We start from the raw sequence: 13,728 nt of genomic DNA, 5'->3' as shown, positions 1-13,728 counted from the left end.
GGGTCAGAGCCCGTTCTCCAGCAGCGTGAACGCCTCTTCGAGCAGGTCCTCCACCGAGTCGCCGCCGGCGGTCGCCTCCTGGATCGCCGAGATGGCGGCGCCGAACGACGCGACGATGAGCAGCCTGGCGTGGATGGGGCTGGTGACGCCCGGACGGCTCCTGACGGCGTCGAAGACCGTGTCCATGATCTTCGTCTCGTCGGCCGCCCTGGACTTGGCGGCCAGTTCGGGGTGGCGCTTGCGCAGCTCCATGAACGGCTGCATGTCCGTCCAGATCCGCTGGCTCCGGACGGCGAAGGTCCGCATCACCGTTTTCAGCGACTCGAAGGCGGGCTCGTCGGCGGGCCTTTCCGCGAGCATGCCGACGAGCTCCTCGGGGTGCCAGAGAGGCTCCATGACGAGCGCCTCCTCCTTGGAGGCGAAGTAGTTGAAGAAGGTGCGCGGCGAGATGTCGGCCGCCGCGCTGATCGCCTCCACGGTCGCGGCCTCGATCCCCTCGTCGAGCGCGATCTTCACCGCGGCGACCCTGATGGCCTGCCGCTTCTCGGCCCGCCGACGGTCTCGACGCTGCTGCGGACTCTCCATGTCTTGCACTGTACGCAACTCTTGCACGCTCTGCAAGACTTGCAGGGTGTGCAATTCTTTGGACATGCCGTGCATGCTCCACCCGGGCCCGCGCGACTTCTTCCGCGACAGGGAGCGCACGCTGCGGCCGGCCATCTACCGCGCCGCCGACGCCGGCTCGCAGCGCGTCCTCGACGCCATCGCCCGCGAATGCGCGTGAAAAAGCCGGGACCGCGCTGAGCGGTCCCGGCCTCTTTGAGTTACACCAGCGGGCGCGCGGTCGGCAGGATCGGGTACGGCAGCGCCGTCTCCCCGGTCAGGTACCGGTCCACGCCCGAGGCGGCGGCCCGCCCCTCGGCGATGGCCCACACGATGAGCGACTGCCCGCGGCCCATGTCGCCGGCCACGAAGACACCGTCCACCTTGGACATGTACGTCTTGTCACGCGAGACGTTGCCCCGCGCGTCGTAGAAGCCGTCACCACCGGCCTCGGCCAGGTCCTGCAGCAGCGAGCCCTTCTCCGGGCCGAGGAAGCCCATCGACAGCGTCACCAGCTCGGCCGGGATCTCGCGCTCGGTGCCCGGGATCGGCTTGAACCCGCCCTGCGGTCCCTCGACCTCGACCAGCCGCAGCGCCCGCACGTTGCCGTCCGCGTCACCGACGAACTCGGTCGTGGAGACCGCGTAGACCCGCTCTCCCCCGCCGTCGGCCAGCTCCTCGTGGGCGCTCTCCATCTTGAACAGGATCGGGAACGTCGGCCACGGCTGGCTGCCGGGCCTGTTCGCCGGCGGCTGCGGCATGATCTCGAGCTGGGTGACGGACGCGGCACCCTGCCGGATCGCCGTGCCGATGCAGTCGGCGCCGGTGTCGCCGCCGCCGATCACCACGACGTGCTTGCCCTCGGCCGAGACGGGCGCGGTCTCGAAGTCGCCCTCCTGGACCTTGTTGGACAACGGCAGGTACTCCATCGCCTGGTAGACGCCCTTGAGCTCGCGCCCGGTCACCGGCAGGTCGCGCCACTGGGTGGCCCCGCCCGACAGCACCACGGCGTCGAACTGCTCGCGCAGCTCGGCGGCGGTGACGTCGACGCCGACGTTCACGCCGGTGCGGAACTCGGTGCCCTCGGCACGCATCTGCTCCAGGCGGCGCTCGATGTGCCGCTTCTCCATCTTGAACTCGGGGATGCCGTACCGCAGCAGGCCGCCGATCCGGTCGGCCCGCTCGAACACGACCACGTCATGCCCGGCCCTGGTGAGCTGCTGCGCGGCGGCCAGGCCCGCAGGGCCCGAGCCGACGACCGCCACCCGCTTGCCGGTCTTGACGGCCGGGGGCTGCGGAGTCACCCAGCCCTCGGCGAACGCCCGGTCGATGATCTCGACCTCGACCCGCTTGATCGCCACGGGGTCGGAGTTGATGCCGAGCACGCACGCCGCCTCGCACGGGGCCGGGCAGAGCCGGCCCGTGAACTCGGGGAAGTTGTTCGTGGCGTGCAGCCGCTCGATCGCCTCGCGCCAGTCGGTGCGGTAGACGAGGTCGTTCCACTCGGGGATGAGGTTCCCGAGCGGGCAGCCGTTGTGGCAGAACGGGATGCCGCAGTCCATGCAGCGGGCCGCCTGCTTGGTCAGCTTCTCCCGCGAGAAGTCCTGGTAGACCTCGCGCCAGTCGCTGATGCGGACGTCCACGGGGCGGCGCGCCGGCAGCTCCCGGTCGTGCGTGAGAAAACCCTTGGGGTCAGCCATTCGGTACGCCTCCCTAACCCTGCACCGCGGCGGCCATGACCGCCTCGTCGATGTCCCTGCCTTCGATGCGGGCGGCCTCGGCGGCGGCCAGCACCCGCTTGTAGTCGGTCGGCATGATCTTGCCGAACCGGCCCAGCGCCGCGTCCCAGTCGGCCAGCAGCTCCTTGGCGACCGGCGAGCCGGTCTCCGCGAAGTGCTTCTCGACGGTCTCCTTGAGGAACTCGCCGTCCTCCTCGGTGAGCGTCTCGATGGCGACCATCTCGCGGTTGACCCGCTCCGACCTGAGGTCGAGCAGGTAGGCGATGCCGCCCGACATGCCGGCCGCGAAGTTGCGCCCGGTCGGGCCGAGGACGACGGCCCGTCCGCCGGTCATGTACTCGCAGCCGTGGTCGCCCACGCCCTCGACGACCGCCGTGGCGCCGGAGTTGCGCACGCAGAACCGCTCGCCCACGACGCCGCGGATGAACACCTCACCGGACGTGGCGCCGTACAGGGCGACGTTGCCGGAGATGATGTGGCCGTCGAGCGGGGCCTCCTCGTGCGGCCGGACGGTGATCCGCCCGCCGGACAGGCCCTTGCCGAGGTAGTCGTTGGCGTCGCCGGTCAGCCTCAGCGTGACCCCGCGCGGCACGAACGCGCCGAGCGAGTTGCCCGCCGAGCCGGTGAACGAGATGTCGATCGTGTTGTCGGGCAGGCCCTGGCCGCCGTACCGCTTGGTCACCTGGTAGCCGAGCATGGTGCCGACCGTGCGGTTGACGTTGCGGATGGGCAGCTCCAGCGTGACCGGGGTGCCCTCGTTGAGCGCGCCCTCGGCGAGCTGGATCAGCGTGTTGTCCAGCGCGTGCTGCAGGCCGTGGTCCTGCTCGACGACCCTGCGCAGCACGGTGCCCGCGGGCAGCTCGGGCCGGTGCAGGATCGGCGCCAGGTCGAGGCCGCTGGCCTTCCAGTGGTCCTCGGCCGCCGACATGTCGAGCATCTCGACGTGCCCGATCGCCTCGTCGAGCGAGCGGAAGCCCAGCTCGGCCAGGTATTCGCGGATCTCCTCGGCGATGAACTCGAAGAAGTTGACCACGAACTCCGGCTTGCCGCTGAAGCGCTTGCGCAGCTCCGGGTTCTGCGTGGCGACGCCCACGGGGCAGGTGTCGAGGTGGCAGACCCGCATCATGACGCAGCCGCTGACGACGAGGGGCGCGGTGGCGAAGCCGTACTCCTCGGCGCCGAGCAGCGCGGCGATGACGACGTCGCGGCCGGTCTTGAGCTGGCCGTCGACCTGGACGACGATGCGGTCGCGCAGGTCGTTCAGCAGGAGCGTCTGCTGGGTCTCGGCCAGGCCGAGCTCCCACGGCGCGCCCGCGTGCTTGAGCGACGTGAGCGGTGAGGCGCCGGTGCCGCCGTCGTGCCCGGAGATGAGCACCACGTCGGCGTGCGCCTTCGACACGCCCGCGGCGACCGTGCCGACGCCGACCTCGGCGACCAGCTTCACGTGGACCCTGGCCTCCGGGTTGGAGTTCTTCAGGTCGTGGATGAGCTGGGCCAGGTCCTCGATCGAGTAGATGTCGTGGTGCGGCGGCGGCGAGATGAGGCCGACGCCCGGCGTGGAGTGCCTGGTCTTGGCGATCCACGGGTAGACCTTGTGGCCGGGCAGCTGACCGCCCTCACCGGGCTTGGCGCCCTGGGCCATCTTGATCTGCAGGTCGGCCGCGTTCACCAGGTATTCGCTGGTGACGCCGAACCGGCCGGAGGCGACCTGCTTGATCGCGGACCTGCGGGTGGCGTCGTAGAGCCGCTCGGGGTCCTCGCCGCCCTCGCCGGTGTTGGACTTGCCGCCGAGCCGGTTCATCGCGATGGCGAGCGTCTCGTGCGCCTCCATCGAGATGGAGCCGTACGACATCGCGCCCGTCGAGAACCGCTTGACGATCTCCGAGGCCGGCTCGACCTCCTCGATCGGAATCGAGGCGCCCTTGCGCAGCTTGAACAGGCCGCGCAGGGTCATCAGCCGCTCCGCCTGGGAGTCCACGAGGTTCGTGTACTCCTTGAAGATCTCGTAGCGGCGGGTCCTGGTGGCGTGCTGCAGCTTGAAGACGGTCTCGGGGTTGAACAGGTGCGGCTCGCCCTCGCGCCGCCACTGGTACTCGCCGCCGACCTGGAGCCTGCGGTGGGCGTTCTCCGCACGCGGGTAGGCGTGGCGGTGCCGCTGCGCGACCTCCTCGGCCAGCACGTCGAAGCCGACGCCGCCCAGGCGGGAGGTGGTGCCGGTGAAGCAGGAGTCGATGACCTGCTGGCTCAGGCCGAGCGCCTCGAAGATCTGCGCGCCGGTGTAGGAGGCCACCGTGGACACGCCCATCTTGGACATGACCTTGATGACACCCTTGCCGTACGCCTTGATCAGGTTGCGCACGGCCTTGCGCTTGTCCATCTGGAGGGCGCCGGTGTCGACCAGGTCCTCGATGGTCTCGATCGCGAGGTACGGGTTGATCGCGCCGGCGCCGTACCCGATGAGCAGCGCCATGTGGTGGCACTCGCGGGCCTCGGCGGTCTCGACCACGAGCCCGATCTTGGTGCGGGTCTTCTCCTGGATCAGGTGGTGGTGCACCGCGCCGGTCAGCAGCAGCGCCGGGATCGGCGCCAGCGTCTCCGACGAGCCGCGGTCCGACAGCACGATGATCCGCGCGCCGCCCGCGATCGCCTGGGACGCCTCGGCCCTGATCTCCTCCAGGCGGCTCAGCAGCGCCTCGCCGCCGCCGGCGACCTCGTACAGGCCGCTGATGACGTACGGGTGGAAGCCCGGCAGGTCGTGCTCGTCGTTGATGTGGATGATCTTGGCGAGCTCGTCGTTGTCGATCACCGGGTACGGCAGCACGAGCTGGCGGCACGACGACGGACCCGGGTCGAGCAGGTTGCCCTCGGGACCGATGGTGCTGGCCAGCGACGTGACCAGCTCTTCACGGATGGCGTCCAGCGGCGGGTTCGTGACCTGCGCGAACAGCTGCGTGAAGTAGTCGAACAGGAGCCGCGGCTTCTCGCTCAGCACGGCCACGGGCGTGTCGGTGCCCATGGAGCCGATCGGCTCCTGACCCGCCTTGGCCATCGGCGACAGGATGATGCGCAGCTCTTCCTCGGTGTAGCCGAAGGTCTGCTGCCGCTTGACGAGCGCCTCGTGCGTGGGGATCTCCCGCTGCCGCGCGGGCAGCTCCTCGAAGCGGACGAGCCCCGCGTGCAGCCAGTCCTCGTACGGGAGCTCGGCGGCCAGCTCGGCCTTGATCTCGTCGTCCTCGATGATCTTGCCGCGGGCGGTGTCGATGAGGAACATGCGGCCCGGCTGCAGGCGGCCCTTCCTGACCACGTCCTCGGGCTTGAAGTCCAGCACGCCGGCCTCGGAGGCCAGCACGACCAGGCCGTCGGCGGTCACCCAGAAGCGTCCGGGGCGCAGGCCGTTGCGGTCGAGCACGGCGCCGGCCAGGGTGCCGTCGGTGAACGTGATCGACGCGGGGCCGTCCCAGGCCTCCATCATCGAGGAGTGGAACTCGTAGAAGGCCCGGCGCGCGGGATCCATCTCGGTGTGGTTCTCCCACGCCTCCGGGATCATCATCAGCACGGCGTGGGGCAGGCTCCGGCCGCCGATGTGCAGGAGCTCCAGGGCCTCGTCGAAGCTGGCGGTGTCGCTGCCATCTGGGTCGCAGATGGGGAAAAGTCGTGAAATATCGCCCGGGATGTGGGCGGACTCCAGCATCGCCTCGCGGGCCCGCATCCAGTTGCGGTTGCCCTTGACCGTGTTGATCTCGCCGTTGTGGGCGATGTAGCGGTACGGGTGGGCGAGCGGCCAGCTCGGGAACGTGTTGGTGGAGAAGCGCGAGTGCACCAGCGCGATCGCCGTCTCGTAACGCTCGTCGCTCAGGTCGGGGAAGAACGGCTCGACCTGGTCGGGCGTGAGCATGCCCTTGTAGACGATCGTCCTGGCGGACAGCGAGGGGAAGTAGACGTCCGCCTCGTGCTCGGCCCTCTTGCGCAGGCAGAACGCCAGCCGGTCGAGCTCCAGCCCCTCCCGGCCCTCAGGGTCGGTCACGAACAGCTGGGCGAAGTGCGGCATGACGGCCCTGGCGCTGGGCCCGGGCAGCTCGCGGTCGACCGGCAGCTCGCGCCAGCCGAGCACGGTGAGGCCCTCCTCGGCCGCGATCTCCTCGATCAGGCCGGTGGCGATGCCCCTGGCCTGCTCGTCGAACGGCAGGAAGGCGATGCCGGTCGCGTACGCGCCGGCCGGGGGAAGCGCGAACGGCACGCTCGCGCGGTAGAACCCATCGGGAATCTGCGTCAGGATCCCGGCTCCGTCGCCGGTGTCCGGCTCGCTACCCTTGGCCCCCCGATGATCAAGATTGCACAGAGCCGTCAGCGCCTTGACCACGATCCCGTGCCCACGGCGTCCAGCGACGTCGGCAACCATGGCGACACCGCAGGCATCATGCTCGTTGGCGGGGTGGTACAGGCCCTGGGGCTCGGGGAACCCGAGGTGGGCAGCAGGCATTTAATCCCTCCCGTCGTCATCGTCTGTCTCTAACTGCGCTACAGGCGGGGACGACGTTGGCCCTGCTGCATATCGTGGGTAGAGGTTACCGCACGCTGCCGGAATGGTGCCCGGCACGTCCGCATTGCGAACATTGGGGCCTATCCCAGCATCCGAACTCCCTATCCCAAACCCCGGACGTAGGCAAAGAAATTCCCGCTACACGTCCACGATTTACGGCATGGGGAGCGAGTCGTCCCCACTTCACCCCCCACCCAAACCCCAACCCGACCAATCCGCCCGTACACCACCCCACCCACCCCCAGATTTCACCCCCGCGCCGCCCCGCTCACCCGACCACCTCACTCATGCGCCACCACGATCACTCCACCACCCCACCCAAGCCCTGCCACATTCCCCTCGCCACTCACCTGAGGCACCACCACAACCCACCGCCTCACCCACGCCCTGCCACCATCCCCCGGCTCCCCACCTGAGGCACCGCCACAACCCCACCGCCCCACCCCCGAGCCACCACAACCCGCCATTCCTCAACCGACACACCACCACGATCACCCCACCGCCTCACCCACGCGCCACCGCCGGCGACCCTCAGGACTCCCACCCACCACCACAGTCACCCCGCTTTGACTGCCACCACGTGTCGCGACGCCAGCCAACTCCGCGACGACCTCCCTCACCACGGGGCCACCTGCTCGGACCTCCCTCACCGCCGAGCCCCCCGCTCGGACCTCCCCCGCCGCCGAACCCCCGCTCAGACCCCCCACTGCCGAACCACCCGCTCACGCCATGACCGCGAGAGAGCGGGGCCGCCTTCCCGCACGGGCATGGCCGGGACACGGACGACACCACCTCGCACGGACGGGTGGCCGGGGCGGGGACACCGCCGCCTCGGACGGATGCGCGCTCGGGCCGTCCACCCTCGTACCTCGATAGGGTTGCCCTCGTGACTCCTCCGCTCCTCGAAGGGAGCGGCTTCTCGCCAAGCCGCCTGCGCAGCGTCGCGAAGCTCGATCGACGCGCCGACATCGCCGTCGACATCGACGCGCGCACAGAGCCGGCGACGAGAACACGCACAGGAGATGCCGGCAGCCCTGTGCACAAGCACCGTCATCAACTCCCCCCGAGCCACCTCCAGGATCGATCCGCTCAATCTCGATCCAGACGTGCCGACGACGTCACACCCGGTCCGATCGATCACGCCGTACGCCTGCTCACCGGTGGGGCACAGCAGGAACACGGACGATCCGTGCACCACCACCTCCCACCCTCAGTAACGAGACCATCACGCTATCGGCATGCGCCGACAAAATCTGGAGGGAGGGAGCGCGGACTCCTCCGCCGGCCGAGGCAGGCAGCGGGGTCCGCGCGGATCTGATGGAGCGTGACGGGGTGGAGCGCCTGCTCGCGGAGGCAGGGCCGGACAGCAGGCGGTTGCGGCACGCCCTGACCCTCCTGTGCGACGCCCAGTGGTGGACGCTGGCCGACCTGGTCAGAGAGACCGCCACCTCCAGGCGTACCGTCGAGGCCCTCCTGCGTGAGCTCCCCCTGGAGCGGGAGGGCGACGCGTTCCGGATCCCGCTGACCCACACCAACGACTACCAGGACCTCCTCGCGCTGGCCCCGCCGCCGGAGGATCCGGTGGCCCACCTGCTCCCCCACTACGCTTCCGAGCTCGCCCGTCTCAAAGATCTCGTGGCGCGGGCTCCGCGCGCCCGACACGTACTCGACCACGTCTCGGCCACCCCCGAAACGATTCTGAGGCGGGCGCTGCTGCTCGGCGCCCGCTTCTGGCTCCCCGGCACGCGCCTGCTGTGCGTCGGCGACCACGACCTGACCTCGCTGGCCGTCAAGCTGATCCATCCGGAGACCGACGTCACGGTGGTCGACATCGACGAGCGCATCCTGGCGTACATCGACGCCCAGCGCCTGGGGGTCCGCACCCGCTGGGCCGACCTGCGCCTCGGCCTGCCCGCGTCCGCCCGGGACCACGACCTCGCGCTCACCGACCCGCCGTACACGCCGGAGGGTACGGGCTTGTTCGTGGCACGCGCCGCCGAGGCGCTGACGGACAACGGCCGCATCCTGCTCGCGTACGGAGCCAGCGAACGTACCCCGATGCTGGCCTTCAAGGTCCAGCAGGCCCTGGTGGAGCTCAACCTCGCCTACGAAGCCATCTATCCCGACTTCAACCGATATTTCGGGGCAGAAGCCATCGGCTCGGCCGCCGACATGTACATCCTCCGCCCCACCACCAAGACGCGCCCGGCCGTGACGTCCCGCCTGAGCCGCCAAACCACCACTATCTACACCCAAGGCCCACAATCGGTCGAAAGCGCCCATAACGCCCTCTCAGCCCCGCAGGAGGCCATCCAGGGCTTCGACCCCGACCTGCTGGTGGGCGAGTGGCCCAAGGACCTCACCGAGCCCCGGGTCCGGCTCTCGACCTGGCTCTCCAAGCCGTACGCCGCCACCCTGGACCGCGTGGCCGTGGCCCTGCCCCCGGGCCTGGAGGCCGCCCTCCCCCGCATCCTCCTGGCGACCCGCGCCTCCCACGTACGCGTCGTGGGCTCCGACCTCCCGCCGCTGCCTGACGTGCTGTCCACCGTCTACAAACTGAGCGCCGGCGGCGACGTCCTGGACGCCGTACGCCTCCCACAACCGCCCGGCGACGCGGCCTCGGTGCTGCGCAGGATCCTGGACAACGGGCACGCCAAGCTGGCCAACACATGGCGCGAGGCCCTCATCGCGGTGGCCCGTACCCAGGGCTCGACCCTGACCAAGAACGAGGCCCGCACCCTCATCGCCGAAGCCGCCCCCTGGTCGGAAGCCCTGACCCCCCTGGACGCCCCCCTCCACCGCCTGTCCGCCCTCCCCGAAGCAGTCACCACGACCATCTCCGCCTTGACCACAACCACCTGACCCGGGAAACCCGCCCTCCGAGGGGTCCGGGCGTCCAGTCGCTGCCAAAGCCAGGCCAATGCGCCACAGCCAAGTCCTGCCGAGGCCGGGTCCAGGTAGGCCGGGTCCAGCCAGGCGGAGTCCAGCCAGGCGGAGTCCAGCCAGGCGGAGTCCAGCGGAGGTCGAGGCCAGTGGAGTGCCAGTGGAGGTCGAGGCCAGTGGAGGTCGAGGCCAGTGGAGGTCGAGGCCAGCAGCGGCCCAATGTCGCAAGCCGCCCTGATCGCCATCCCAGTCACCCTGGCGAGTCGCCGTCAGGGTCGCCTGTAGCGATCGCCGTCCTGATCATCGTGGCGGCCATCATCGGAGTCGCTGGCCCTGGCCACCGTCGCGGGCTGCCGCCCCGTCGCGGGCCCGGCCACCGTCACGTGTCCTGGTTACCGTCGCGCTCGCGGATCCCACCGTCACGTGTCCTGGTTATCGTCGCGCTCGCGGATCGCCGACGCAATCCCGGCCCCGGTCGCCGTCGCGAGTCATGGGCCCGGCCACGGTCGCTAGCTCCGATCACCATTGCAGTCGCGGGTCCTGGTCACCGTCGCTCTCGCGGATCGCCGATGCAGTCCCCGCCCTCGTCGCCGTCGCGAGTCATGCACCCGGCCACGGTCTCGAGTGCTGGTCACCGTCGCGCTCAGGGGTTGCCATCGCGGTCGCGGCCTCTGCCTCTCAGGGGTTGCCATCGCAGTCACGACCTCTGCCTCTCTCAGGGGCTGCCATCGCGGTCGCGGTCGCCGGTCCGAGTCGCCACCACAGGAGCAGGTCGCCATCGGGGACGGGTGGGTGGCGGTGGCCTCAGGTTACGGCGACGATGCGGCCCTGGACCACGCGCCCCAAACCGTCCAGCGCCACGAGGGCGGCCACCAGGTCCTGGGCGGGCGCCGATCCTCCGGCCCAGCTCACAGTCACGTAGTGGCCCATCGCCCGCGCCTGTGCCCGGCTACCGACCGGCTCGAACACGATGTTCTGCCGTACGAACCCGTCCTTGCCCAGCGCCGACACCAGCGCGTCAGCCGCCCGCCCGTCGCTCAGGTTGAAGATGACGAACTGACCCGCCACCGCACCCCCCTTGTACGTGGCTTGGAGCGCCTGCGTGCAGCCCGTGGCCGAGACTCCCCAGAGAACCTCGTCACAGTCGCTGAACTGCTGCGTGGCGTCCAGACGTATGGCGCCCAGGCTCTGGGTGGCCGGGGTGAAGACCTCGTTCAGGGTGAGAGGCGCGGTGTCGTTCTGGCGTTTGTCGATGGCGGAGTAGAAGGCGGAGGTGGGCTCGGCGTGGAAGCTGGCGGGCCTGGGATCCTCGCGCCGCAGCCACAGCCAACCGGCCACCGCGACGACCGCCACGACGGCGAGCCCCAAGGGGATGACGACACGACGCGACATCAGCAGGCCACCTCCGCAATCGCGACGACATCCCGAGGCCTCGGGCCACTGCCCGCCACGATCACGGCAACTCCCCCAAACCTCAGCCGACCGCCCTCGGCGATCGCGACAACACCCCCAGGCCCCGGGCCGCCGTCCTCCACCGTCGCGGCAACTCCCCCGAACCTTGGGCATCCGCCCTCAGCGATCGCGATGACATCCCGGGGCCCCGGGCCGCCGCCCTCCACCATCGCGGCAACTCCCCCGGACTTCAGGCAACCACCCTCAGCGAGCGTGATGGCGGCACGGGAGCGGTGCCAGGGGCGGGTGTTGTTCGGGGGTAGGTGGTTCTGCATCAAGAGGACGGTCCGGTGATCGTGACGACGCGGCGGTAGACGGCCTTCTCCGCGCCGCGCAGCGCCAGAGTGAGCGAGACGAAGTCGTCCTTGGGGCCGGGATCCGCGCCGTCGGTCTTCCCCAGCCACACCAGGCCGACGTAGTGGCCGAGGGCGTAGCCGCCAGCCTCGGAGTAGCCGCCGGCGGGGAAGGTGGCCTTGGCGGACTCCAGGGGACGCGTCCAACCGCCCCGGTAAAGCGTCTTCAAGGACTCCACCAGGTCGGCGGCCGACTTGCCGTCCTTGAGGTTGAGCAGCGTGTACTGGCCGATGTACCGGCCGTCGGAGCTCGCGTAGAGGCCGCGGGCAACTTGGGTGCATCCGGCGTCCGACACCAGTTCGAGGAGGTTCGCGCCCCACAGCGCCGCCGAGCAGTCGGCATCGAGTTTCTTGGTGACCAGCTTGAGCTTGAGCTTCTTGGACACGGCGAGCTCGCTCTGCCCGAACACCTCCTTCTCGGTCAGGGCCCGCTGGTCCTTGGCCCTGTCCGTGACAGGGTCGAACAGCTTGGGTGAGCCCCATCCTCGGAAGACGTGCGGGAGGGCCGTGTCCGGCGCGATCATGGAGGAGCCGGCCTGCCGCTGCGGGGAGTAGCCGCCGATGGAGTTGATGGCGACCACCAGCCCGGTCCCGCCCGCCAGCACGCCGACGATCGTGGCGATGATGACGATCAGCCGCTGGTGCTTGGGCTGCAAGCCCATGTGGGTGAGCAGCGGGAGCTGCCAGTCAGAAGGCGGCGGACGCCGTCGCGTACGCGAGAACTTCCCCGGCCGCCCGTCGCCATCGGCCTTCCCGTCGCGAGTCTCAGAAGTCGCAAATCCACCGTCGGCCCCGAAGCCCAATGGACCGTCGTCAGCCAACCGATCATCCTCGGCCCCGAGCACTGACCAACCGCCATCGTCGCCGGCCACCAATCGGCCACCTTCGGCCCCTGCTGCCGAGCGGCCACCTTCCGCCCCAGCCACCGAGCGACCGCCGTCGGTCTCAGCCGCCGAGTGACCGCCTTGGGCCGCCGCCGAACGACGACCGCGGCCTCCGGATGACGAACGACCTCCATCGGTCTCGGCCGCCGAACGTCGGCCGCCGGATCGGCGGGGTCGGGTCCCCTCGGTGACGGACCGCATACCGCTGACCGCCCAGTCACCGCCGACCGCATCGGCCGCGGACTCGTCGCCGCCGGCCGCCCAGTTTCCAAGGTCGCCGTCTGCTGCCCAGTTTCCGCGGTCGCTGCCGCTCGCCGACTGGTCATCCGCGCCGTGGCTCGTCTTCGCTCGCCTGCGCCCGGCACGCCTTTCACCGCTCTTACCGGACGGCAGACGCCCGCCGCCGGTCGCCTCGGCCAGCAGTTGACCATCGTCGCCCTGGCCTCCGGCAGTCCAGCCACCGCTGCCGACGCCAGCCCCGCCAGTGGCACCAGCACCCGCCCCGCCAGCCGCACCAGGACCGCTCCCGCCAGTGGCACCAGGACCGGTGCCAGGCCCGGCACCGGCACCGGGCCTACCCTCGTCGCCAGCGTGCCGGCCACCTGCACCCGGCGTCGGCTGGGCATCGCCGCTCGGCTGCCAGCCGCCGTCCGCGCCTGCCGCCGACCAGCCGCCCGCCGCGTGGCCTCCACCGTCCGGGTCTACGGACTGCCGGGCGTGACCGGCCCGCCCCGAGTCGGCCGCGTCCGCCGACCGGCGACCACCGGCACGACGGCTGCCTCGCCCCTCCGACGCGGGCCGACCACCGCCGCCAGTACGGCCGGCGTCATCCGAGCCTGATGCCCGGCGACCCCCAGCACCGCCGGTGTCCTGCGCCTCTCGAGCGGGCCAGCTGCCACCGGCGTCCTGGACATCCCGAGCGGGCCAACTACCACCCGTGTCCCGCAGGTTCCGCGCAGGCCAACTGCCACCCGCGTCCTGCACATCACGCGCCGGCCAACTACCGCCAGCGTCTGGAACGTCCCGCGCGGGCCAGCTACCGCCCGCGTCCTGCACATCACGCGCCGGCCAACTACCACCGGCGTCTTGAACGTCTCGCGCGGGCCAACTGCCACCAGCCGGGCCAGCGCCATCCGAACCCGACGCTCGGCGACCACCAGCACGGCCGGCATCCCGCGCAGGCCAACTCCCGCTCGTGTCCTGCACATCACGAGCCGGCCAGCTACCACCCGCGTCCTGCACCTCTCGCGCGGGCCAACTGCCACCAGCCGGGC

At 70.5% G+C, this 13,728-nt stretch carries 8 protein-coding genes; 3 read left to right on the top strand and 5 right to left on the bottom strand.

From position 1 onward, the window contains the following. Positions 1 to 3: 3 nt before the first annotated feature. Entirely contained in the window at positions 4 to 585 is a 582-nt protein-coding gene (locus tag AB0L65_RS54220) for a TetR/AcrR family transcriptional regulator (protein WP_364263957.1), read from the bottom strand. Positions 586 to 649: 64 nt separating this feature from the next. Here AB0L65_RS54220 and AB0L65_RS54215 point away from each other — a divergent pair, with 64 nt between their 5' ends. Then, positions 650 to 784, top strand: coding sequence for a hypothetical protein (locus tag AB0L65_RS54215; RefSeq protein ID WP_364263954.1), 135 nt, complete (start codon positions 650 to 652; stop codon positions 782 to 784). Positions 785 to 824: 40 nt separating this feature from the next. On the opposite strand, the gene AB0L65_RS54210 is transcribed toward AB0L65_RS54215, so the two are convergent. Both AB0L65_RS54210 and gltB read right to left on the bottom strand, forming a co-directional pair. Next, positions 825 to 2,303: a glutamate synthase subunit beta gene (locus tag AB0L65_RS54210; RefSeq protein WP_364263951.1), complete on the bottom strand. Its 1,479-nt coding sequence runs from the start codon at positions 2,301 to 2,303 to the stop codon at positions 825 to 827. A gap of 13 nt (positions 2,304 to 2,316) precedes the next feature. Continuing rightward, the gene (gltB, locus tag AB0L65_RS54205; RefSeq protein WP_364263948.1) at positions 2,317 to 6,822 is read right to left on the bottom strand and encodes a glutamate synthase large subunit; all 4,506 of its coding nucleotides are present in this window, start codon (positions 6,820 to 6,822) and stop codon (positions 2,317 to 2,319) included. 1,392 nt (positions 6,823 to 8,214) lie between these two features. Between gltB and AB0L65_RS54200 the strand changes: the two genes are divergently transcribed. Further along, positions 8,215 to 9,744 carry a bis-aminopropyl spermidine synthase family protein gene (locus tag AB0L65_RS54200; protein ID WP_364263945.1) on the top strand — a complete coding sequence of 510 codons (1,530 nt, stop codon included), beginning with the start codon at positions 8,215 to 8,217 and terminating at the stop codon, positions 9,742 to 9,744. A gap of 825 nt (positions 9,745 to 10,569) precedes the next feature. Here the strand turns inward: AB0L65_RS54200 and AB0L65_RS54195 are convergent. Continuing rightward, complete coding sequence (locus tag AB0L65_RS54195; RefSeq protein ID WP_364263942.1) at positions 10,570 to 11,157, bottom strand: hypothetical protein; 588 nt, start codon at positions 11,155 to 11,157, stop codon at positions 10,570 to 10,572. A 334-nt stretch (positions 11,158 to 11,491) separates the two neighbouring features. After that, on the bottom strand, positions 11,492 to 12,232 hold the full coding sequence (locus tag AB0L65_RS54190) for a hypothetical protein (RefSeq protein WP_364263939.1): 741 nt from the start codon (positions 12,230 to 12,232) through the stop codon (positions 11,492 to 11,494). 555 nt (positions 12,233 to 12,787) lie between these two features. Here AB0L65_RS54190 and AB0L65_RS54185 point away from each other — a divergent pair. Continuing rightward, entirely contained in the window at positions 12,788 to 13,294 is a 507-nt protein-coding gene (locus AB0L65_RS54185) for a hypothetical protein (RefSeq protein WP_364263936.1), read from the top strand. Positions 13,295 to 13,728 lie beyond the last annotated feature (434 nt).

The organism is Nonomuraea sp. NPDC052116, from assembly GCF_040680035.1.
Lineage (GTDB): Bacteria > Actinomycetota > Actinomycetes > Streptosporangiales > Streptosporangiaceae > Nonomuraea > Nonomuraea angiospora_A.
This window is presented reverse-complemented; position numbering and strand designations above follow the sequence as displayed.

Coding starts and splice junctions, on each gene's coding strand:
- AB0L65_RS54210 (WP_364263951.1), bottom strand. CDS start 2,303: ATGGCTGACCCCAAGGGTTTTCTCACGCACGACCGGGAGCTGCCGGCG.
- AB0L65_RS54215 (WP_364263954.1), top strand. CDS start 650: ATGCCGTGCATGCTCCACCCGGGCCCGCGCGACTTCTTCCGCGACAGG.
- AB0L65_RS54220 (WP_364263957.1), bottom strand. CDS start 585: ATGGAGAGTCCGCAGCAGCGTCGAGACCGTCGGCGGGCCGAGAAGCGG.
- gltB (WP_364263948.1), bottom strand. CDS start 6,822: ATGCCTGCTGCCCACCTCGGGTTCCCCGAGCCCCAGGGCCTGTACCAC.
- AB0L65_RS54190 (WP_364263939.1), bottom strand. CDS start 12,232: ATGGGCTTGCAGCCCAAGCACCAGCGGCTGATCGTCATCATCGCCACG.
- AB0L65_RS54195 (WP_364263942.1), bottom strand. CDS start 11,157: ATGTCGCGTCGTGTCGTCATCCCCTTGGGGCTCGCCGTCGTGGCGGTC.